General features: G+C 60.1%; 18 protein-coding genes. 2 read left to right on the top strand and 16 right to left on the bottom strand.

The genetic code is table 11. The features are described from left to right. The 5 genes from AC0L4F_RS14860 to AC0L4F_RS14880 form a co-directional block, all read right to left on the bottom strand. The gene (locus AC0L4F_RS14860) at positions 1-834 is read right to left on the bottom strand and encodes an alpha/beta fold hydrolase (protein ID WP_244689572.1); all 834 of its coding nucleotides are present in this window, start codon (positions 832-834) and stop codon (positions 1-3) included. Continuing rightward, entirely contained in the window at positions 834-1,571 is a 738-nt protein-coding gene (locus AC0L4F_RS14865; RefSeq protein WP_244689574.1) for an SDR family oxidoreductase, read from the bottom strand. Before AC0L4F_RS14865 ends, AC0L4F_RS14860 begins: the two co-directional genes overlap by 1 nt. After that, the gene (locus tag AC0L4F_RS14870; protein ID WP_244689576.1) at positions 1,571-2,338 is read right to left on the bottom strand and encodes an ABC transporter permease; all 768 of its coding nucleotides are present in this window, start codon (positions 2,336-2,338) and stop codon (positions 1,571-1,573) included. Before AC0L4F_RS14870 ends, AC0L4F_RS14865 begins: the two co-directional genes overlap by 1 nt. Before the next feature lie 77 nt (positions 2,339-2,415). Beyond that, on the bottom strand, positions 2,416-3,390 hold the full coding sequence (locus tag AC0L4F_RS14875; protein ID WP_244689578.1) for an ABC transporter substrate-binding protein: 975 nt from the start codon (positions 3,388-3,390) through the stop codon (positions 2,416-2,418). A 26-nt stretch (positions 3,391-3,416) separates the two neighbouring features. Next, positions 3,417-4,184, bottom strand: a complete 768-nt coding sequence (locus AC0L4F_RS14880; protein ID WP_244689580.1) for an ABC transporter ATP-binding protein — start codon at positions 4,182-4,184, stop codon at positions 3,417-3,419. A gap of 289 nt (positions 4,185-4,473) precedes the next feature. Between AC0L4F_RS14880 and AC0L4F_RS14885 the strand changes: the two genes are divergently transcribed. After that, positions 4,474-5,610, top strand: coding sequence for an FAD-dependent monooxygenase (locus AC0L4F_RS14885; protein ID WP_244689582.1), 1,137 nt, complete (start codon positions 4,474-4,476; stop codon positions 5,608-5,610). 6 nt (positions 5,611-5,616) lie between these two features. Here AC0L4F_RS14885 and AC0L4F_RS14890 read toward each other — a convergent pair whose 3' ends face one another. Further along, complete coding sequence (locus AC0L4F_RS14890) at positions 5,617-6,399, bottom strand: IclR family transcriptional regulator (RefSeq protein WP_244689584.1); 783 nt, start codon at positions 6,397-6,399, stop codon at positions 5,617-5,619. Positions 6,400-6,497: 98 nt separating this feature from the next. On the opposite strand from AC0L4F_RS14890, the gene AC0L4F_RS14895 reads away from it, so the two are divergent. Next, positions 6,498-7,457, top strand: a complete 960-nt coding sequence (locus AC0L4F_RS14895; protein ID WP_244689586.1) for a cupin domain-containing protein — start codon at positions 6,498-6,500, stop codon at positions 7,455-7,457. Positions 7,458-7,535: 78 nt separating this feature from the next. Here AC0L4F_RS14895 and AC0L4F_RS14900 read toward each other — a convergent pair whose 3' ends face one another. From AC0L4F_RS14900 to AC0L4F_RS14945, 10 genes are all read right to left on the bottom strand, one after another. Next, entirely contained in the window at positions 7,536-8,354 is an 819-nt protein-coding gene (locus AC0L4F_RS14900) for an IclR family transcriptional regulator (RefSeq protein WP_244689588.1), read from the bottom strand. 193 nt (positions 8,355-8,547) lie between these two features. Beyond that, a complete protein-coding gene (locus tag AC0L4F_RS14905) occupies positions 8,548-9,825 on the bottom strand; it encodes a beta-barrel domain-containing protein (protein WP_244689590.1) in 1,278 nt (425 codons plus the stop codon). Next, positions 9,822-11,909, bottom strand: a complete 2,088-nt coding sequence (locus AC0L4F_RS14910; protein WP_244689592.1) for an ATP-binding cassette domain-containing protein — start codon at positions 11,907-11,909, stop codon at positions 9,822-9,824. Before AC0L4F_RS14910 ends, AC0L4F_RS14905 begins: the two co-directional genes overlap by 4 nt. A gap of 23 nt (positions 11,910-11,932) precedes the next feature. Then, positions 11,933-14,365: a calcium-binding protein gene (locus AC0L4F_RS14915; RefSeq protein WP_244689595.1), complete on the bottom strand. Its 2,433-nt coding sequence runs from the start codon at positions 14,363-14,365 to the stop codon at positions 11,933-11,935. Positions 14,366-14,653: 288 nt separating this feature from the next. Continuing rightward, entirely contained in the window at positions 14,654-15,331 is a 678-nt protein-coding gene (locus tag AC0L4F_RS14920) for a 3,4-dihydroxy-2-butanone-4-phosphate synthase (RefSeq protein WP_244689597.1), read from the bottom strand. After that, entirely contained in the window at positions 15,322-15,843 is a 522-nt protein-coding gene (locus AC0L4F_RS14925; RefSeq protein ID WP_244689600.1) for a flavin reductase, read from the bottom strand. The genes AC0L4F_RS14920 and AC0L4F_RS14925 overlap by 10 nt, the downstream gene beginning before the upstream one ends. Positions 15,844-15,860: 17 nt before the next feature. Beyond that, positions 15,861-17,189, bottom strand: coding sequence for an LLM class flavin-dependent oxidoreductase (locus AC0L4F_RS14930; RefSeq protein ID WP_244689602.1), 1,329 nt, complete (start codon positions 17,187-17,189; stop codon positions 15,861-15,863). A gap of 70 nt (positions 17,190-17,259) precedes the next feature. After that, positions 17,260-18,354 carry an LLM class flavin-dependent oxidoreductase gene (locus AC0L4F_RS14935; protein WP_244689604.1) on the bottom strand — a complete coding sequence of 365 codons (1,095 nt, stop codon included), beginning with the start codon at positions 18,352-18,354 and terminating at the stop codon, positions 17,260-17,262. Continuing rightward, positions 18,351-18,662 (bottom strand): hypothetical protein, encoded by a 312-nt coding sequence (locus AC0L4F_RS14940; RefSeq protein ID WP_244689606.1) that lies wholly within the window; start codon positions 18,660-18,662, stop codon positions 18,351-18,353. The genes AC0L4F_RS14935 and AC0L4F_RS14940 overlap by 4 nt, the downstream gene beginning before the upstream one ends. An 82-nt stretch (positions 18,663-18,744) precedes the next feature. Beyond that, the gene (locus AC0L4F_RS14945) at positions 18,745-20,217 is read right to left on the bottom strand and encodes a sodium:solute symporter family transporter (RefSeq protein WP_244689608.1); all 1,473 of its coding nucleotides are present in this window, start codon (positions 20,215-20,217) and stop codon (positions 18,745-18,747) included. Between the last annotated feature and the right edge of the window lie 125 nt (positions 20,218-20,342).

Raw genomic sequence — 20,342 nt, forward strand, 5'->3', positions numbered from 1 at the left:
TCATGGCCTCCATTTGCCCGGATTGCGGGCGTCCTCGATCAGGTGCGCCATTGCGGTGGCAAAACCTTTGGGATCCTGTTGATAAAGTGCGTGCCCGGCGGCGGGCAGCTGTGTGAAACGGCCGCGCCAGTCCGGGCGAAGCGCCGCATGCACGCGGGCCGCGCCGTCCGGCGGGGTGATGCGGTCACCTGCGCCGACAATCACATCGGTCCGCAGGCACAACCGCTGGGCATCGTCCAGCAAACGACCCGAGGCCAGCATCCGCGCCGCCTGGCCATAGCCGGGCATCTGAACCTGTTCCATGCTGCGGCGCACACCCGCCACCAGATCGGGGTTTGCACCCGGTTCAAACACCAGGCGATCGGCGCGGGCGGCTGCAAAGTCCTTGGCGCCCATGGTGGTCAGATCGTCGATCCGGGCCTGTGCCGCGGGGCTGAGCGCGCCACCGCGTGCCATGCCATGTCCCAGTGCGGGCGAGGCCAGAAGCAGCCGCGAAACCCGCTCGCGGTAGGTTGTGGCAAAAGCGGCGGCCACAAGCGTGCCCAGCGAATGCCCGGCAAGCAGGACATCCTGCAAATTCAGCCGGTCAAATAGACCTGCCAAGGCTTCGGCGTAATCGGATGCAACCGGCCAGTTGTCGGGCAAAGGCTCAGATCGGCCATAGCCCGGCGCATTCCAGATCACCACACGCCAGTCGGCGGGCAGCTGGGGCAGGAGCGGCGCAAAGGACGCGGCATTCGAGCCGATGCCATGCAGCAGTACCACGACCGGTCCGTCACCGCTGCGCTCGGCATATTCAACACCGTCAGAGAGATATGTTTGCAATTCGCCCATCACGCGAACACAAAGCCGTTGTTGACCGGCAGCACCTGCCCGGTCAGCGTCAATGCGCCGGGGCTGGTCAGAAAGGCCACGGTTTCGGTCACATTTCCGGGCGCTTGCGGGCCGGGAACGGCGCTGCCATCGGCATAGAGCGCATGCCGTGCCGCGGGCACATATTCCGTCGATTCCGTGGTCAGGATGCCGGGCGCGACGGCGGTCACCCCGATCTGATCGGGGCCCAGTTCCCGCGCCAGCGACCGGGTCATGGAAATCACCGCCCCTTTGGATGCAACATAGGACATCAGGTTCGGCGCGCCCCAGATCGCGGTGTCCGAGGCCAGATTGACAATCCGCCCAGAGCCGGAGGCGCGCAGCAATGGCGCCATCGCCCGGATCATCAACCACGTGCCGCGCACATTGACGCGTTGCACCAGATCCCAGCTGTCAATTTCGATCTCTTCAAAGGGGATGCCGCCGATCCCGGTGGCGATAGCGCCGTTGTTGACCAGCCCATGCACGGTGCCGCCTGCCAGATCCTGAACCGCCGCGCCAAAGTCGGCAATGGATTGCGGTTCTGCCAGGTCGACCGGAAGGAAGTCGGCCTGCAATCTGTCGGCGGTGGCGCGGCCCTCGTCTGCAAGGATGTCGCCAAGGATAAGACGGGCCCCATGCGCCGCCAGCGTGGTTGCGATTTCGGCCCCAAGCCCGCGGGCGGCACCGGTGATGACGATGGTACGACCGGTCAACATCAGTGTTCCGCCTTTGGAAGATAGTGCAGCACCCGGTTTTCGACCCGCACCAAAACGGAATAGAGCAGAAAGCCGATGACAGTGAGCAGGACGATGGAGATAAACACCATGGCCGCATTGGCCTGACCGCCGCCATAAGAAATCAGAAAGCCCAACCCGGTGTTGCCGCCAACCAGTTCGCCAACCGTCACGCCGATCACGGCAAGGGTCGAGGCGATGCGCAGACCGGCCATCAAATTCGGAAGTGTCGAAGGCATCTCGACCTTCATGAACACGCCCCACCGCGACAGGTTGTAGGCCCGTGCCAGATTGACCAGATCGCGGTCCACGGTGCGCATGGCCTGAAGCACATTGACCAGCACCGGGAAGAACACGATCAGAACCGTGACCAGCAATTTCGGGATCGAATTATAACCGAACCACATGATGAAAAGCGGCGCAAAAGCAACCTTGGGCGCGATCTGCAACGCCAGAATATAAGGCGACAGAACCTTTTCCCAGAATTCCGACATGCCCAGCAAATAGCCGATGGCGGCCCCAAGGGCGCTGCCGATGGCAAAGCCCAAAACAGTGTAGAGCGCAGTCGACAGCGTATGCTGGAGCAGCCCCTCCTGTGCCCACATCCGCTTGGCTTCGATCAGACAATCGGTCAGGGTCGGAATGATGAATTTCGGGACATCAAGTGCCGTCGGAAGATACTCCCATGCCAGCAGAAACAGCGCCAGAATGGCAAAGCTCGCGAGCATCGCGGGATTGAGAGAGCGCATCGGAGAAATCCTCGGCTTTGCGGTTGCGGGGCCTGGAGGTGCCGCGGTGGCACCTCCGACTGCGTGTGTGCTATCGGTCACTTGACGAAGTCATTGGTGTAGAGATCTTCGACCGGTACGGCGGTGCGCACGATGCCGTTGACGACATAGAACGACTGAACCTCCTTGATGCGGACCGGATCAAAGCTGCCCAATGGTTGGCCGGGTGCCGCCGGATAGACCAGTTCGGAATAGGACCGCAGGATGCCTTCGATCATGGCCTCTTTGCCGGTGTGTTGCGACATGGTTGCGACATAATCGGCGGCGGCGGTTTTGGGGTCAGCCTGAATGTCCTTGACCGCCTGCAAGATGGCGCCGACAAAGCCCGCGATCATTTCCGGGCGCTCTGCGATGGTTTCGTCCGAGGCAAAGATCGCCTGGGCCATGGCCGGGAATACGGTGTCCACGGGCATTTGATCCATGTCGACACCGGCGCCTTCGATGGCGGCAATCCATTCCGGCACACCGGAAATCGCATCCAGGTTTCCGGCAATCGACAGTTGAATGATGCCACCCGATCCGACGGCCTGAATATCCACGTCGGATTTGCTCAGCCCGACAGAGGCCAGCACACCCAACAGGTTGTAATAGGTTGTATCCTGAAACGACAGAACGCCGATTGATTTGCCTTTCAGATCCTCTGGCCCGGTGATACCGCTGTCCGTGCGCCATGCGATCTGGGTCAAACCGCGCCCGCCAAGCAAGGCAACGCCGCGAATTTCAAGGCCGTTGGCGCGCACAACGATGGGCGTGTCCCCAATGCCGCCGCCCAATTCGGCGTTGCCGACCGCAACCTGGGTTGCCACATCCGCACCGCCCTTGCCGACGCGAAATGTCACATCCAGGCCCGCATCTTCGAAATAACCTTTGGATTTTGCCAGCTGAAACGGGGCAAAGGCGGGCAGAAAGTCGGGCGCGGGAAAGAGATAGGTGATTTCTTCGGCGGCCTGTGCGGCGACGCCGGAAACGGCGATGACAGCGGCGGTGAGGGTTGTTTTGAGGACGTGTTTCATGTGGGTTTCCTGTTGGTTGTGCCGTCTCATGCGGCTTGGCTTTCCAGTTTCAGATGTTTGAAGATTTGGGCGGAATAATCGGCCACTTCGGGCATGACCCGCCGTTTGAGCGGCGATTCACGATGCGGCAGATCCACTTTGATTTCTGCGACGATGGTGCCGGGACGTTCGGACAGCACCAGCACCCGATCCGACATCAACACCGCTTCGGACAGATCATGGGTGATCAGCAGGGTGGTCTTGCCGGTCTCTTTGATCGTGGCGCCAAAGCTGTCCTGAATGATCAGCTTGGTCTGGGCATCCAGCGCCGAAAAAGGTTCGTCGAGCAGGATGATTTCGGGGTCGATGGCCAGCGTGCGGGCCAGGGCCGCGCGTTGGCGCATGCCGCCGGACAGCTGATAGGGATAATGGTCGCCAAATCCGTCAAGCTGGCAATGTTTCAGCTCCTGAAGGGCGCGTTTGCGACGATCCGCGCGCGAAACGCCCCGCGCCTCAAGACCGAATTCGATGTTCGCCAGGATCGACCGCCAGGGCAGCAGCAGGTCTTTTTGCAACATGAACCCGACCTCGGCGTTGGGGCCGGTCACGGTGCGGTTGCTGACCCGGACCTCGCCCTCGGTCGGTTGATAGAGGCCCGCTGTCATGCTGAGCAGGGTGGATTTGCCACAGCCCGACGGCCCGACGACGGACACGAACTCTCCCTCCTGGACCTGAAAGCTGACATCACGAATGGCGGTCAGCGTGCGGTCCGCTGACACGAACTCTTTTGTGACGTTGCGAAATTCAAGTGCCATGCCAGGTCTCCTTCATGTGGCCGATCAGGGGCCGGGCGAGGTCGCCCAAGGGGTGTTTGAATGTTCAAACGTGCAATAGTTCTATATTGAACGTAGTGTTCACATATTAGATTGCCGATTGCGACCGCAGCTGTCAAGCCGTATCGCCGAGAGCGGAATTCACGAGCGTTTGAACGCCCATCTTTTGATCGCTCGGGCGTGGCGGGCGCTGGACTTGACAGGGCGCAACCGGCTCATCAGAATAGATTTTGAACATAACGTTCACTTATGAACACATAGGAGAGTTGAGATGCCGTTGAAAATTGCTGTTGCCGGAGGCGGCGTTGGGGGAATGGCGGCTGCCATTGCTCTTCAGAATCAGGGCCATGCGGTCACGGTTTTCGAACAGGCGCGGGCCTTCGGACGAATCGGTGCTGACGTCAACCTGACGCCCAATGCCGTTCACGCATTGGATGGCTTGGGCATTGGCGACCGGCTGCGCGCCACCGCCGCACGGCCGGAATTTCGCATTTCCCGCACCTGGGACAGCGGCGAGGAAACCTCGCGCCTGCCGATGAGCGCCGCCGCAGAGGAAAAATACGGCGCGCCGCAATTGACCATTCATCGCGCCGATCTTCTGGCTGCGCTGGAAAGCGCGCTTTTGCCGGATACCCTGATCTTTGGCCGCCGCGTCGCGGATGTTTGCCAGTCTGACGATGGTGCGACACTGATCTTTGCCGATGACAGCCGCGAAGATTTCGATCTTGTCATCGGGGCGGACGGCATCCATTCGGCAATCCGCTATGCGTTATACGGTGCGGATGATCCGCAATTCACCGGCCTTGTGTCGTATCGCGGGGTCTTCGCGCGCGAGGATGCACCGGATCTGCCCAATCTCGACAGTTTTACCAAATGGTGGGGACCGACATCGGATTTGCAGATCGTGACCTTCCCGCTCAATCGCGGCAAGGAGATCTTTGTTTTTGCCACCACAGGTCAAAAGGATTGGACAGAAGAGGGTTGGACCCTGCCGGGCGACATCGACGCGCTGCGCGACATTTACAAGGATTTCCACCCAGAGGCCCGCGCCCTGCTGATGGCCTGTCGCGACGTGACCCGGTCCGCCCTGCATGTGCGGGCGCCGATGCCGCGCTGGTCCGAGGGGCGGGTGGTTTTGCTGGGCGATGCGGCACATCCGATGGTGCCGTTCATGGCGCAAGGCGCATGTATGGCATCAGAGGATGCCGTGGTTCTGGGCTGCGCGTTGGACAGTGTGGACCCCGCCGGATTGCCCGCCGCGCTGGAACGATTTGCCGACATCCGGCGGCCCCGCACAACGCGGGTTCAGGAAGGCTCGCTTGCCAATGACTGGCTCAAAAAAGGTGGCAATGCCGATTGGGTCTATGGGTATGATGCGTGGGGAGCGGTGAAAGACGCAGCCGCATAACCGCCATTACCCGTCCCGCCACCCCAGCAAATGCGACAGGCGCTCGGCGGCTTGCACCACCTCGGTCCGAAGGGCGTCAGATACCTGGGTTGATGGCGGGGCGGACGTCATTCGGGTCAGGTTGATGGCGGCAACCACCGCGTTTGTCATATCGCGGACCGGTGCCGCGATCGAGGCCATGCCGGCCTCGAACTCGCCGACCTGAATGATGGTGTCGCGGCCGCGATCGTCCTGCCATTGTTTCAGCAAGGCCGCCTGACTGCGCGGGCTGCGCCCCGGCGCGCGGCTGAAATCTTCGTCTCGATAGAGTTTGATCAAAGCTTCCTCGCTCAGATCCGCCAACAGGGCACGGCCCATGGTCGTTGCCGCCGCGGGCAACCGGCTGCCGACATGCACGATACTGTTCAATCCGCTTAACGCCGGCAGGCGCAGCATATAAAGCACGCTACTGCCTTCGCGCACCGCCAGATGCGCGGACCAGCCACTGTCGTCGCGCAGTTTTTCCAAAACCGGCAGGGCGATTTCGACCAATTCGCGCGTGGCCAGATACCCGTGACCCAGCCGCAAGACCGCCGGGCCAAGGGCGTAACGCTCTTCCCGCTGGTCCTGAAGCAGAAAACCAAGACTGGCAAGGGTATAGACCGACCGAAAAGCGGCGGATCGGCTGACCCCCAGATGGCGGGCAATATCCGACAGCGACAGGCTTGGCTGTTCAGGTGTGAATGCCTGTAACACATCCAACCCCCGGATCAGACCCGGGACAAGATATCTGTCATCCGATTCGGCCATGATGCCCCGCATAGCGTTTTGCCAGTAAAACGATCAATACTGCGGATGCCCCCGGTTTGCTAGTTTCATGGCATCACTTTCAGCCGCATGAGGACAACATGAACGTACAAACGCCCCCCGCACCAACCAAAACCGCAACCCTGGCCGAAGAGCTCAAGTCGTATACTGGCCGCTTTACCGACAAGATGTTTGATTGGGATGCCTTCCCCTCCAACCGTGGTTTTGACGATCTGGCCCGTGCCCAGATGCGCTATATCGGTTCTGGCGGATCACCCAAGGCTGGCGATACCTCGACGCTGAAACCCGACAATTTCACGGTATCGCTGATCTACAAGGAACCCGGCAAATATGCCGCCTGTCATAGCCATGAGATCGAGGAAAGTTTCCTGATCATTGATGGTGCATTGATTGTGGGTTGGGAAAAAGATGGCGAAGTGGTCGAGGTCAACCTTGGCCCCAAGGACATGATCCTCAACGCCCGTGAAATCGGGCATGGTTTTCGCGTCGATGGGGTAGAGCCGGTGATGATGTCGATCTCGGTCGATGTGGGCAAACCGCTGCCGCCGGTCTATCACTATCACCCCAAGGAACATGCGCCCGAACTGGCCCGTAGTTTTGGTGCCGCGCCGGGCAAGACGCTGAAATTTGATCCAGAGGGCGATCACCCGCTGCAAAAACTGATGGCGCAATATGTCGTGCGCCACACCGAATTGCCGACGATCTGGGAAGATGCCGGGTTTACCCGCAAGGTCTATGTCGGCGAAGGCGGTATCAATCACGACACATGCCGCAAAGAGATGTGGGGCGTGCCATCGGGCGTGGCGTTGAAACCATTTTCGCGCAGCGTCGAAGATGCCTTTATGGTGCTGGAAGGATCGCTGATCGTGGGTTGGGAAAAGGATGGCGAAACCAGCGAAGTCGAACTTGGCCCGCGCGATCTGGTCAAGACCCCGGCCGGTACAGCCCATTGGATTCGCAACAATTCCGCCGCGCCAGCGACGGTCTGGCATGTGATGGGCACAGCGGAAGATGACGGCGTGGTCTATCAGGCGGCCTGATGCCCGACGGCCCGTTGCGGTTTCTGCGGCGGGCCACCCACCAAATTGCTGAACCTGCCCGCAACCGGGGGCAGGGGGCTACATCTGATCCGACGCCCAGCCACGATACCCAAGCGCCTCGGACAGATCCCGCGCCGTGGATTTCAGGACAACTTCGATTTGGTCCAGCTTGCCGCTTTCGGGGCTGAATTCGCTGGCGTGGCCGGTTACATTGATCGCCCCGGCCGGAGATCCAAGGTGATCATACACCACCACAGCCGCTGATCCGATACCCGGCTCGAAATTGGCTTCGCTCCAGGCGATGCCATTGTCGCGGTCACGCTCTATTTGCGCTTCAAGCGCCTCTAATGTGGTCTGGGTTTTTTCCGTAAAGGAATCCAGTGTCTTGCCACCGTACAATTGCCGCAGGATCACCCTGGGCTGCTGTGCCAGCAATATTCTACCAATTGTCGTGGCATGGGCGGGCAACCGCGTGCCTTCCCGGACATTGCTGGCCAAATGCGAATTCGGGGTTTCGCGCAGCAGGTAGACGATTTCGCGTCCGTCCAGAATGCCCAGATGGGCCGAGAGCTGAAGCTTATCCACCAGGCGGCGCAAAAACGGTCTGGCCACCTGCATGATGGATCGGTCATTCAACGCCTCTGACGCCAAAGAGATCAACCCCGTGCCCAGCCGATAGCCCGCATCTTCGTCGACAAGTTCAATCATGGCTTCGGATTCAAGCGTGGCCAGAAGGCGTATCAATGTGGTCCGGTTGATCCCCAAGGATTTTGCGGCCTTGGTGATGTTACGACAGCGATTGCCGGCCGCAATATACCGCATCACCGCAATGGCACGCACCACTGGCGGAACGGAATATTCCGTCTTCTTGTCGTCGCCCGAACCCTCAGGAGCCATAATCAGCCCTTCATTCTTGAACATTTTACTCTAATGTGAACACATTACAAAGAGGGCAAGACCGTTGCAACATAGCCATGTGCGCGGAAGCGCCAAAACCATTTGTTTTGTCGGGATTGGCGGTTGCGACCGCTTGGATCGGGCAGCTGCCTGCGTGGAATGACCGACACAACCCGCCCGCCGGGCGTCGGCGTCAGTCCTGTAGCGCCTGAGAAAAGGAATCCACCAGCGGCGCGACGAGGTAATTGGCAAAGGTGGTTTCGCGCACGGCAACCATCAGGACAATTGGCATGTCTTCCGACAGGGCGCCGATGCCAAAGTTTTTTTCAAAATCTTCAAGCGAATGATCTGCCGCCACGGCAAGGCCCTCGAACTCTACCGGGTTTCCCTGGTCGTCGGATTTTGCCCGTGGTGAAATGGCGGTGATCTGCACATCAATGCGCGGCATTTTCCGTTGTGGCAGGCTGGAGATGACCAACCGGGCCTGCATGCCCGGGCGCACCTGGTCAATGTAATCAACCGGTATCCCAAACGACAGCCGCGCGTTTTTTAACGGGCGCGACAATGTCAGAAGCGTGTCGCCGCGCGCGGCAAACATGCCTTTGGCTTCGATCGGGATGCTGGACACCACACCCGAAATCGGAGCGCGCACTTCGGATCGTCTGATCCTTTCGCCCGCGTCAAGAATGGCCCGCTCAAGCTTATCCAGCCGCGTCAAATTGCGTTGCCGGGTGGCGGCAAGTTCATAGTCGAGGGCAAGCGCCTCTTCGTCGATCTGTTTCAACGTCTGGGCGGCCTTGTTCTCCAGCTCGAGAATTGAGGCCTTGTCGGTTTCGATCTCGCCTTTGACGATCAGGATCTGTTCCTGCAAACGCTCGTTTTCGTTCTGCGCAAGCAGCCCCTTTTGCCGCAATTCGGTGTGCCGCGCGTATCGGGCGACCATCAGGGCCAATTGGGCCTCGGTCAAGGCGACCTTGGTGTTCAACGTATCAATCTGTCGTCCCAAAATCGCGGCAGTTTCCCGCTGGGTGCGGGCCTTCAGCTCCAACTGTTGTTTCCGAAGTCCAAAGGGGGATGCCATTTTGGGCCTGTCAACGCGGGGCTGTGTGCCCTCGCGTCGCGCGAGCAGTTCGTCAATGGCCGCATTCTCATCCTGAATACGGCGGCGCTCAGACAGGCGGGTGGCGTGGGTTGCCTGTTCAAGCGAGGTGTCGAGCCGGACAAGCAATTGACCGGCCTCGACCGTTGCGTGATGCTCGACCAAGACTTCGTCAACCAACCCGCCATAGGGATGCTGTAGCGCCAATGTCGGCTCGGACGAGCCGATCGTGCCATGCAGGGAAATCGTGGTGGCGAGCGGGGCGGTCACAGCCCAGATCACAAACAGGATCAGAAACCCGCCGACACCCAGCGTTGCAATGACCAGCGGGCGACGAACCGTAGACGGGAGCGCATTTGAAGAGCGGCTCATGATACTTTTCTTTCGATTGCCGGGGTCTGTTCGCACCCCTCGACCGACAGGACGACCTGAAACCGCGTGGCCGCATCATCACAGGCGACCTCGACCGTGTCACTTATGTCCATGACCCTGGTGATCCGCGCCATGTCCGCAGAAAGGCCGGTTTTCCCCCGATCCTGCGCCGCGGTCAGGATCTTGACCTTTTCGTCCAAATCCGTTGCGACGGGTTGGGTCATGACGATCTGGCAGCTGGTGTCGTTCATGAACCTGAACGCAAATTTCGCATAGAGCAGCGTGTCCGGTGGCGTGTGATCACAGCCGATCTGCAACAGCTCGCTGCACAGGATCTGTGCTTTTTGCGAAAATTCCTGATCCGTTGCGCGGGTGAAATGGGACGCGACCCAATCGCGCGCATCGGGGGCCGATGTGGCCAGCAACGGAATATCAATCTGACGCCCGCCGATCCCCAGCCGATGCATCACATCGCGCCGGTTGCCAAAGTCGGACATGCGACCGTTGTCGAGGTGCAGGATCTTGTCCGCCAGTTGCAGGATGCCCGATCGGTGCACGACCATCACGATTGTCGTTCCCTGTTGTTTCAGGCGGTGCAGCGTCTGGCCAAGCGCCCGTTCCCCGTCGGCATCCAGCAGGGCGTTGGGTTCATCCAGAAACAGGTATCGCGGCGTCGTATAGATCGCCCGCGCAAGCGCGACCCGCTGGGCCTGGCCCGCCGACAGAAGATGCGGCTGGGCCTCTAGATCTGTTTCGAAACTGTTCGGCAGTGCGGAAATCAGGCCGTGCACGCCTGCGGTCTTGGCCGCGTCGATGATGCGGTCGGATTCTCTATGGACATCAAAGTAGCTGATGTTTTCCGCGATCGTGCCTTGGGTCACGCGACCCAATTGCGGAAGATACCCCACCATCTGGTGCAGGGCTTCTGCGCTCAGGCCGCGAATTTCGCTTTCGTCCAGAAACACGGAGCCGATTGGCGACGGTTCGATCCCCGCCAGCGCCCGCAACAATGTCGATTTCCCCGATCCAGAATTGCCGACAATCGCCAGACATTCCCCCGGTTTCAATGCCAGGCTGACACGGTCCAGCCGGGGGCGTGCGCCGCCGCCCCTCGGGACGATCAGACCCTCTGCCCGCAACGCGCCGGAAGGGGTCTGTGGTTGGGTCTGGGCTGCGTTTTGGCCCGCCTCGATCTTTGTCAGGGCAAAATAATCCGCAAGGGCGGATCGGATGCGGGGGAAATGCGTCAGGCTTTGCTCTATCGACATATAGGCCTTGGAGGTGATGATCGACCCGGCGATCATGCCGCCCGCGCTCATCAATTCCATCGTCACCAACCAGGCCCCCAGCGCAAGCGCCGCAATCTGACCAGAGTTGCGCACCAGGCCGGTCAATGCTCTGCCCGAGGTGCGTGTCAGTTCGACCCGGTCCAGATGCGCGTGCCGCAGCTTTTGAATTTCAGCAAACCGATGCCGCAGGTTCTGGGCGACAATCGCCATGCCCAGGCTGGCGCGGAGCTGTTCGGCGCGGCTCAGGGTTTTGGTTTCCATTCGGGCACAGGCCGCGGCCTGAGTTTCCGAAGGCTGGCTGAGCGTCTGTGCAAGAGAGGTGCTGACCATGAAGACAGTTGCCATAACCGCCAACAAGATCAGGAAGGCAGGATGCAACAGCCAAAGCGCCAGCAGGAAAATCGGCAGCCATGGCAGGCTGAGCGCCGCCACGGCGCTTGGGCTGCCCAGAAATTTGGAAAACCCGGCGGTTTGTTCGACAAGTTGTTGCTGGTCCGGCCCGTCCGATTTCCCGTCCTGACGCAGAACCAGCGCAGTGCCCAATTGCTCGCACCACCGCGACAGCCGCGCAAGCGACAGGTCCCTGGCCGCTTCGACCAGGGCCTGTAGTGCAAGAGCGGCGAGCGCAAGCCCGCCGATCAGAAGCAAGGTTGCCATGTTGCCGCTGGGGATCACACGATCCAGAAGCTGCATCATGAACAACGGGCTGATCAGAATTGCCAGATTGCTGATCAGGCTCAGGCACAGCAATGGCGGAACGACACGGCTGACCAGGGGAAAGTCGTTTCCTTGCATTTGTGTCGTCTCCGCTTGCGTGGTCACAGGATGAAGTTGCTTTCGTCAAGGTCGTCAGCCTTGACGGATTTGATCAGAAGCGTGTCACCCTCTTTGCCGCCGCTCAGCCCGCTGAGGTCGATCTCGGTGGCCCAGCCCTTGTCCACCATCACGGTTTCCAGGTCGGAATATTCCAGCCCATAGGCCGACAGGTCGATCTGATCATGGCCGACCTCGAAATCGTGGATCATGTCCTTGCCACTGCCCCCGGAGACGACAAAGGTGTCGGACGACCCGTCTTTCCACCAATTGCCGCCCCACATGTGGTCATTGCCCTCGCCGCCGGTGATCGTGTCAGACCCGCTGCCGCCGACAATCTTGTCGTTCCCCGCGCCGCCGTCGACATTGTCATTGCCGGAGCCGGCATTCAGGTAATCGCGGCCTGCGTTGCCGGACAGGGCGTCATCACCGTCCTGCCCCATCAGGCTGTCGTTGCCGGTGCCGCCGGACATCTGGTCGTCGCCGGTGCCGCCGCTCATGTTGTCATTGCCGCTGTCGCCGGACATTTCATCGTCGCCGGAACCACCGTGCAGCGTATCGTTGCCCGCATTGCCGAACATCTTATCGTCGCCGTCGCCGCCCCGCAGTTTGTCGTTGCCGCCGATATCCGCGGCAAGTTCGGGGCTGCGGATCAGAACCGCGGCACTGGCATCGACCTCTGAAAATGCATCCATCGACCGGGGATCGACCGCCCCGTCGTTTGATCCGGTTGCCTCGGCTTCGGCCATGAATTCGGTATAGGCCTGGCCAGTTTGCCAATCCACATTGACCTTGAAAATGCCGCCTTGGGCTCCGGTTGATGCATCAAGGTCATGGTCACCACGGTTCAACCCGTAATAAAGATTGCCGTCGCCATCGAGGAAAACCGCGCCATAGGCGCCCTTGGCCATGCCGCTTTCCATCGTGTCGCCGTACAGCGTGCCGGTGATTTCGACCGAATTCACCACCGGATCGCCGCCGTTTGCAACATCGCTGATGTCGATCTGATAGACCTTGCCCGCGCCGCCGTTTGTCGACGGCGGCATCACGGAATAAAACATGCCATCGGCCGCGTTATAGGAAATGTCGCACATGTTGCCGTGAAACATGCCGTCCGGCAGGTCGACATGGGTGACCACCGGATTGCCATTGGCGTCAAGGGTGTCGACGTCGATCACCTTGACCTCATTCAGGCTTGCGTTGAAGGCCCAGAGGTTGCCGCTGTCGTCGAAATCGCCGGTATAGCTGCCGGTTCCGGCCTCGCCGATGCGATAGACCGACCCGGAGGCATCGATCATCACCAGATCCTTGGCGCTGACCGCGTTGCCCAAGGCATCCGTGCCGCCGCTCTTGGCGACGCCATAGATCAGGTCGTCTTCCTGATTGAAGCCGATGGAATTGATCTTGAATCCGGGATCGTCGCCGACATTGGTATATTCGCTGGCGGCGGTGTCAAAAACCTTTAGCTGGCCATCTATCACCTGATACAGTTTGGCCTGACCGGCAACAAAGGCATCCACCGCAACTGGTTCGCCGCCAATGATCATTTCCTTGTCATAGGTGAGGATCGCACCCGGATTTTCCGCGGGCTCCGGGTCGACCGTGCGGAAGGTCAATTCACCGTTTTCGCCCGTGCCGGTCACCTGGACCTCGTGGGTTTGATAGACGCCGGAGTTGACCGAAACGGTGTCGACGACCTCGCCGTTCCACAGCACCTCAATCTCGCCGGTTGTATGACCAGCGGCAAGGTTGGCCGCGACCTCAAAGGAAATCGTGTATTCCTGACCCGCCTCTGTTCCCGCCGACTGAGAGATCGCCGACGTGCCGTCGACGTCGTCGGTCATGGTCCATCCGCCCTTTTCGGCCAATTGCGACATGGTCTGCAGACCGTCGAGCGCGCCGCCAAGCAGGTTGTTGCCCGCTGTATCTCCAAAAATGATGTCATCGCCGCTTCCGGCGTTAACCGTATCATTGCCCTGACCCCCTTCGGCGTAATCGTCGCCGCGTTCAAGGTTCAGCAGGTCGTGACCATCGTCACCAAAGGCGCGATCGTTCCCCTGGCCTGCGTTGACAATGTCATCTCCGGCCCCGGCAAGCAGGGTGTCATCACCGCCGTTCCCAAGCAGGACATCATTGCCGGCCCCGGTCTTGATCAGGTCGTTGAACGACCGGATGTCGCCAAGGTCGCTGACAACCACCGCATCCGGGTCATAGACCCATTTCCCGTTCACATAGTTCCATTCATTGCCGACCATGTCCCCGGCGGCCAGATCGTTGCCGTGCCCGGTGCTGATCGTGTCGTCACCGGCATGGCCGTTGACCTTGTCGACCTCTGCCAGCTTTTCTGACAGGGACTTGGAACCGCCGTTCGAAAACCCGTCTGTAATTGCATCGTTGTTGGTCGTACCAACAAATGTATTGTCGTGTTCACTCACCATATTTCACTACTCCCAGACAAAATACTCATGCAGGGATGCAGGACATTCGCTAAATAAAGTCTAACCTCAGGCCCGTCTTGCGACAGAACCTGCGGGGATTTTAGTGTTAATTTTGCCTATTGCCGGAACCTTTTCGCAACCAGCCCGCCAGCACCGTCATTGTCGCATTGCGGCATCAATCAAGGGCGCGCCAATCATTGGCCGCGCCCTTTGGTGTCGTTGTGATCATCGTGCCGTGTCAGCCCCCTGCGCGGGAACATGTGACGTCAATCACCCGTAATTCCGGGTTCAGATGTCGCGCGCCGGCGTTACACAGTGCAATTTGGTGCATTTGCGCATGCCGATTTCGTCGATCGTTGGCAGATTGGTTCTTGCGGCCAGGGCCATGGCTTCTTCGACTGTGGCGACCTCGCCGCCTGCGCCCAGAATTTGCGAGATGACAGCGCCGCCACCGCCCGCAATCCGAACAAGTTGCAGGACAGACCCGAGATGCGACAACACGTTGTTTGACGAACGCGCGGTGTCATCATCCGCCCCGATGGCAATCGGAAAGATATGCCCCGGTGATACGATGTCGTCCGGCCCTGCGTTTGGTGCAGTCGCGGTGCGGATTGTGTGGGCCCGCTCGGCTGCGGAAATGCCGGTTGTGATCCCGTCCCGCGCCTCGATAGAAACCGCCTGACCCCAGCCGATATTTCGGTGGCGCACCGGCTGCATGGGAATGCCCAGACGATCAATCGCCTCTGCGCTGAGCACAAGGCTGACAAGACCTCTGGCGTGCGTGGCCATATCGTTGATGGCGCTTGCACTGACGTTGCGGGCCGCACAGAACATCAGGGCTTGATCCGTGGCTGGATCAAGGAAAATGGCCAGCCTCCCGGATTTCAGATGCGGCAACAGGGTGGCATTCGGCCCGGCGACATAGGTCGACGGGAACCGGTCTGGCAAAAGCGATGTCACAGGCATGTGTTGATCTCGATTTGATGGAATTGACGGGCGGCATAGATGCTTGCCTTGTCATCTTCTGACATGGAAATTTGCCGGATCACGCCAAGCAGGATGCTGTGCGAGCCGACGACCTTGGTGTCGACGACATCGCAATCAAAGGCCACCAGCGCATCCACAAGCATCGGGGCGCCGGTCACGCCAACCGACCAATCCGCAGCGGCGAACCGTTCTTCTGTTGGGGTCTTGCCGCCAAAGAGCATGGCCAGATCTTCATGGCGCGGCCCCAGCGTATTGACGCAGAGCCGCCCGTTTTCACGAAAGGATTGACCAACCGAGCTGGTGTTGTTGACGCAGACCAGAAGCGTCGGCGGCGTGTCGCAGACGCTGCACACCGCCGTTGCCGTGAACCCCGCGCGCCCGGCGCTGCCATCGGTGGTGATGACATTGACCGCGCCGGCAAAACGGGCCATGCCCGCGCGAAACTGATCCTTGGTGACCGCGGGGAATGTGTCTATTTTCTGTTTTGTCATTGAAATGGCCATTGGCATTAGTCCTGTAACAGGTTTTCGCGCAGGGTCGGCCCGGCATAGGACGTCCGATAGCGCCCGCGGCGTTGCAGTTCGGGCACCACGTGATCCACGAATTCTTCGAAACAACCCGGGGTATAGGTCGCGGCCAGCATGAAGCCGTCGGCGCCGCCTTCGTCCATGTAGATTTCCATCTGGTCGGCGATGTCGGACGCCGTACCGACCAGCACCGGCATGCCCATACCCTGGGCATAGATCAGCGCGGCTTCGCGCACGGTGACCGGCAGTTCGCCCTTGGGATCCTTGGCGTAGATGATCGATTTAAACAGACCCTGAATTCCCGGAACCTCGAGATTCCGCACGTTTTCATCCAGATCCATTTTGGAAAAATCGAGCCCGAAGTGCCCCGACATCCAGGCCAGCGCGCCCTCCAGCGGGATGCAGGACACGATACGTTCATATTTCGCCTGTGCCTCTTCGCGGGTGGCGGCGACAACCGTCTGGACCCCATAGATCAGCTTCATGCTGCCGTCGGGGCGGTTGAACTTGCGGGCGCGTGCCTGAAGATCGTCGGCATATTCGCGCATGCGCTCGACGCTGGGATGCACGGCAAAGACGGCCTCGGCGGTTTCAGCGGCAAAATCGCGACCGCGCGGTGACGAGCCGGCCTGCCAGAACACCGGGCGGCCCTGCGGTGAGGGCGAGCAGAAATGGCGGCCCTTGCATTTGAAGTATTTGCCGTCATGGTCGATCACCTTGACCTTGTCCGGGTCGGCATAAACCCCGCTTTCCTTGTCCGCGATCACCGCATCCGGTTCCCAGGAATCCCACAGCTCGCAGCAGAGCTTCACGTATTCGTCCATCCGGTCATAACGTTCGTTGCGCGGGGTCATGTCCTCATGCCCGTAGGCGTCCCATTCGCTCTTGGAATAAGAGCTGACGATGTTCCACGCGACGCGCCCGGCAGACAGGTGGTCGAGGCTCGAAAGCAGGCGGCACATGGCATAGGGATGGGTGAACATGGTCGACAGGGTCACGCCAATGCCCAGATTCTTGGTCGCAGCGGCAACAATTGGCACGATGGTCGAAGGTTCATGCGTCGGGCATTGCACCGCATATTTGATGGTCGCATCAGAGCTGCCATCATAGGTGTTATAAGGTGCCAGTTCGTCAGCAATGAACATGGCGTCAAACAGGCCGCGCTCCATCGTGCGGCCCATCTGTTGCCAATAATCAGGGCGCGAGAAGTGATAGCCGATCTTGTCAGTCGGGTTGCGCCACATGCCGGTGGCGTGGCTGTTGACACCATGTTGCACGAAACCGAGGAGGTGAGCTTTTTTCTTGGACAAGGTAGTCTCTTTCATTCTTGGAGTGTTGGGGCCCGGCGGGGGCCGGACCGTTGGGTTGCATCGAAGAGGGTCAGGGAAGGGTGGCGACGGGTTCCGGCGATGTGTCGCGGATTGGGTCGACGACCCGGGACATGAAAACAGGGATATCGGCGGCGGGGTTGTCGAACTGGCACAGCACACGATCCACGCCCAGGGATCGAAGCTGGCGCAACCGCGCCTGTAGCGTTGCGTAATCGCCCACCAGACCGGCGGCGAAACCGGCATTGGAATCGACCATTTCGGCATCGCTGAGGTTGGCCCAGCTTGTCGCGCCGGATTGCTGCATGATGGTGCGGAATTCTGCGATGGACCGGGTATCGCGGCGCGCGATCAGGCGCTCCACCCGCGCCTGTGCCGCGCTGTTGGTCGGTTCGGCGATTACATGGGCATTGATGGCGATGGTCGCCTTGCGCCCGGTGGCAGCCTCGGTCTTGCGCAGGGTTGCGATCTGATGCGCCAGGGCGGCGTCATCCATGCCATTAAGGAACAGACATTCCCCGGCCTCAGCCGCCATTTGAACGGCGCGGGTCGAATGGCCCGCAATCCAGACCTCGGGCCGGTGCGCCGGGTCAAGCCCGGACGCGCCGCTGTCGAACAGGGTGTGAAGCGCGGTCAAAAAGGCCTCGGCCCGGTCGTAACGCCCAGTATGGTCAAGCCAGTCCACACCGGCACGTTCAAATTCGGATTGCCACCAGCCGCAGACAATGCTGAGCGCAATGGGTCGTTTGGCCAGCGCCGAGACGGTATCGACCATCCGCGCGACCTGTAGCGGGGATCGGAACCCCGGTTTGACCGCGCCGCACAGGTCAATGCGGGTCGTGGTGGCGGCGATGGCCGACAGCAGGGTCCAGGCGTCAATGACCGGGGCGTTTGCGCCGTGCACCGGGTTCAGCAGATTTTCAGAGCAATAAAGAAAGTCGTAGTCACAGGAGTCCGCCAGCCGCGCGGTTTGCAGACAGGCGGCCATGCTGGCCGTGGGCGAAATATCCAACGTGCGCAGCCACCCGCCATAGACCGGCAGCCATATCCCGATCTGCGGGGCCGCAGAGTCCGGTGCCGTGCCGGGTGCCGTGTCGGGCGCGGATGTCCCGCGCCTGACCGGGTTTTGATGGGGTGCGGGTGTCATTGGGCCTCGCGCATCGGGGTGTCGAGGAAAAATGCCACGCCGTTGGCGGCGGCACTGCCGATGGCCAGAAGCGGCCCAAGGTAGATAAAGACCGGCGCGACGCCGATCAGCGCGATGACCACGCTGGCGGCGACAACGGCAATGCCGAACATCCACCATTTTGCATTCAGGTCGCCGGATGTTTCGGTGTCGATTGTGTCGTCATCAAAGGTCTTGAGCGCGCCGCGCACACCGCGCGTGTAGCCGGCCACAAACAGGACCGTCGCGACGATCCCGCAAACAATGAAGAATATCAGTAGGCTGGACATGGAATGGGCTCCTTGTTGGGCATTCGGGTGATGTGGGTGGGGCGGCCGCCCGATCCGTCGCGGGCGGCCGATGGTACATTTTTCAGGCTTGGTTCAGCTCGATATCGGGGGTCTCTTCGCCGGAGCGTCCCAGCAGGACACCGGCAAGCAGGACAACACCGCCGCTGACCGCCAGGATGGACAAGGTTCCGACAAGCTCGCCATAGACAGAGCGCAGCGGCATGCCGATTGCGATGGCCAGAACGATGCCGCCGACAAATCCGACGGTGTTGGTCGGTTTCCACAGGATCGCCAGCACCAGCGGCAACAGGATCGAGGTCTTGAGCGCATAGGTCGTCAACACCAGCGAGGTGAAATCGACCCCGGACAACACGATCATCGCCGCAATGAGCCCGCCCGACAGCATGGACAGCTTGGTGATGTAGAACAGCACCTTTTCAGTGGTTTGCGGGCGGAACCGGCGGATGATGTCGACCGCGACGATCGACGACAAGGCCGAGCTGGCACCATCAACGGTGGAGTAACATGCCGCCAGAATGGCCAACACATAGGCAATGATCAGGACCATGGGCAGGCCGATGTGGCTGACGATGTAGGGGCCGACCGCGATGATGTCGCCGCCGAAATCCTCGGGCACGACGCCATAGGCCAGCGCAACCAGACCCAGCATGCCAAGGCAGATCGGGATCGGGTAGAACAACAGCCCGGACCACATGAACGTGCGTCCGACCTGGTTCGGGCGGATCGCCCAGACCTTTTGCCAGAACGTCTGGTCCGCGACCGTGGCCGCCAAAAGACCAAAGGCCAGCGTGATCCCGAACCCTGCTGCGGCACCGGGCTCAAAGATTGACAGATCGGCTGCATTGTTGGCTTCGATGGCGGAAAAGACGCTGTCGGCACCGCCGTCGATCATGCCGAACACCGCGACCACCACGATGGCCGAAGGCACAGTGATCATCCAGGTGTTGATCGTGCCGGTCATGACGCTGGTCCAGAGGCCCCCAAAGTAGGAGTAGCCCAGCACAACAGCCACCGTCAGAAGCGTCGCGACCTTCCAATCAATCGGAAAGACGATCGACATGACGACAGATGTGCCTTTCAGGTTGATGAGAATTTCCAGCAGGATGCCGAAGATCATGGTTGTCGTGACCACGCCGGCGGCAATTTTCAACTCCGAGAACCGCTTGAAGATGAATTCCGAGATGGTGAAGCCCTCTGGCATCCGCTTCTTGAGGGTCTTGGCGAGGGGCACCATCGCCAGCACCGCCAACCCGTTGGGAACGACGAACCAGAACAGCCCCGACAATCCCCATTGATAGGTCATGGCAGAGCTCATCATCACGGCCATCGCCCAGGTCCAGACCGACACGACCGAGCCGATGCCGAAGCCCAAACCGATCTGCCGGTTGGCAATGATGTAGTCATTGGTGTTGCGTACAAGATATGTCTTGATGAAATACGCAATTGCGAGAAACACCAAGCCGGTGCCTATCATCAAGGTGAGCCCCAGCGGGGCACTTAATCCTTCTGTGGGGACGAGAACCGCCTTGTCCATTTTTCGTTTCCTTTGTCGGTGTGGCAATAGAGAGTGTAAAAGTCTTTATGCCTGACGTGGCCTGTAATTGGCCTGTTCAGATACAAAGTATGACAATTAGACTTTAAAACATTAGCCCGCTGCGC

Source organism: Marinovum sp. J2-8 (assembly GCF_055808435.1).

Coding starts and splice junctions, on each gene's coding strand:
- AC0L4F_RS14885 (WP_244689582.1), top strand. CDS start 4,474: ATGCCGTTGAAAATTGCTGTTGCCGGAGGCGGCGTTGGGGGAATGGCG.
- AC0L4F_RS14945 (WP_244689608.1), bottom strand. CDS start 20,217: ATGGACAAGGCGGTTCTCGTCCCCACAGAAGGATTAAGTGCCCCGCTG.
- AC0L4F_RS14870 (WP_244689576.1), bottom strand. CDS start 2,338: ATGCGCTCTCTCAATCCCGCGATGCTCGCGAGCTTTGCCATTCTGGCG.
- AC0L4F_RS14925 (WP_244689600.1), bottom strand. CDS start 15,843: ATGACAAAACAGAAAATAGACACATTCCCCGCGGTCACCAAGGATCAG.
- AC0L4F_RS14910 (WP_244689592.1), bottom strand. CDS start 11,909: ATGCAAGGAAACGACTTTCCCCTGGTCAGCCGTGTCGTTCCGCCATTG.
- AC0L4F_RS14860 (WP_244689572.1), bottom strand. CDS start 834: ATGGGCGAATTGCAAACATATCTCTCTGACGGTGTTGAATATGCCGAG.
- AC0L4F_RS14895 (WP_244689586.1), top strand. CDS start 6,498: ATGAACGTACAAACGCCCCCCGCACCAACCAAAACCGCAACCCTGGCC.
- AC0L4F_RS14875 (WP_244689578.1), bottom strand. CDS start 3,390: ATGAAACACGTCCTCAAAACAACCCTCACCGCCGCTGTCATCGCCGTT.
- AC0L4F_RS14920 (WP_244689597.1), bottom strand. CDS start 15,331: ATGCCTGTGACATCGCTTTTGCCAGACCGGTTCCCGTCGACCTATGTC.
- AC0L4F_RS14905 (WP_244689590.1), bottom strand. CDS start 9,825: ATGAGCCGCTCTTCAAATGCGCTCCCGTCTACGGTTCGTCGCCCGCTG.
- AC0L4F_RS14890 (WP_244689584.1), bottom strand. CDS start 6,399: ATGGCCGAATCGGATGACAGATATCTTGTCCCGGGTCTGATCCGGGGG.
- AC0L4F_RS14915 (WP_244689595.1), bottom strand. CDS start 14,365: ATGGTGAGTGAACACGACAATACATTTGTTGGTACGACCAACAACGAT.
- AC0L4F_RS14935 (WP_244689604.1), bottom strand. CDS start 18,354: ATGACACCCGCACCCCATCAAAACCCGGTCAGGCGCGGGACATCCGCG.
- AC0L4F_RS14900 (WP_244689588.1), bottom strand. CDS start 8,354: ATGGCTCCTGAGGGTTCGGGCGACGACAAGAAGACGGAATATTCCGTT.
- AC0L4F_RS14865 (WP_244689574.1), bottom strand. CDS start 1,571: ATGTTGACCGGTCGTACCATCGTCATCACCGGTGCCGCCCGCGGGCTT.
- AC0L4F_RS14880 (WP_244689580.1), bottom strand. CDS start 4,184: ATGGCACTTGAATTTCGCAACGTCACAAAAGAGTTCGTGTCAGCGGAC.
- AC0L4F_RS14940 (WP_244689606.1), bottom strand. CDS start 18,662: ATGTCCAGCCTACTGATATTCTTCATTGTTTGCGGGATCGTCGCGACG.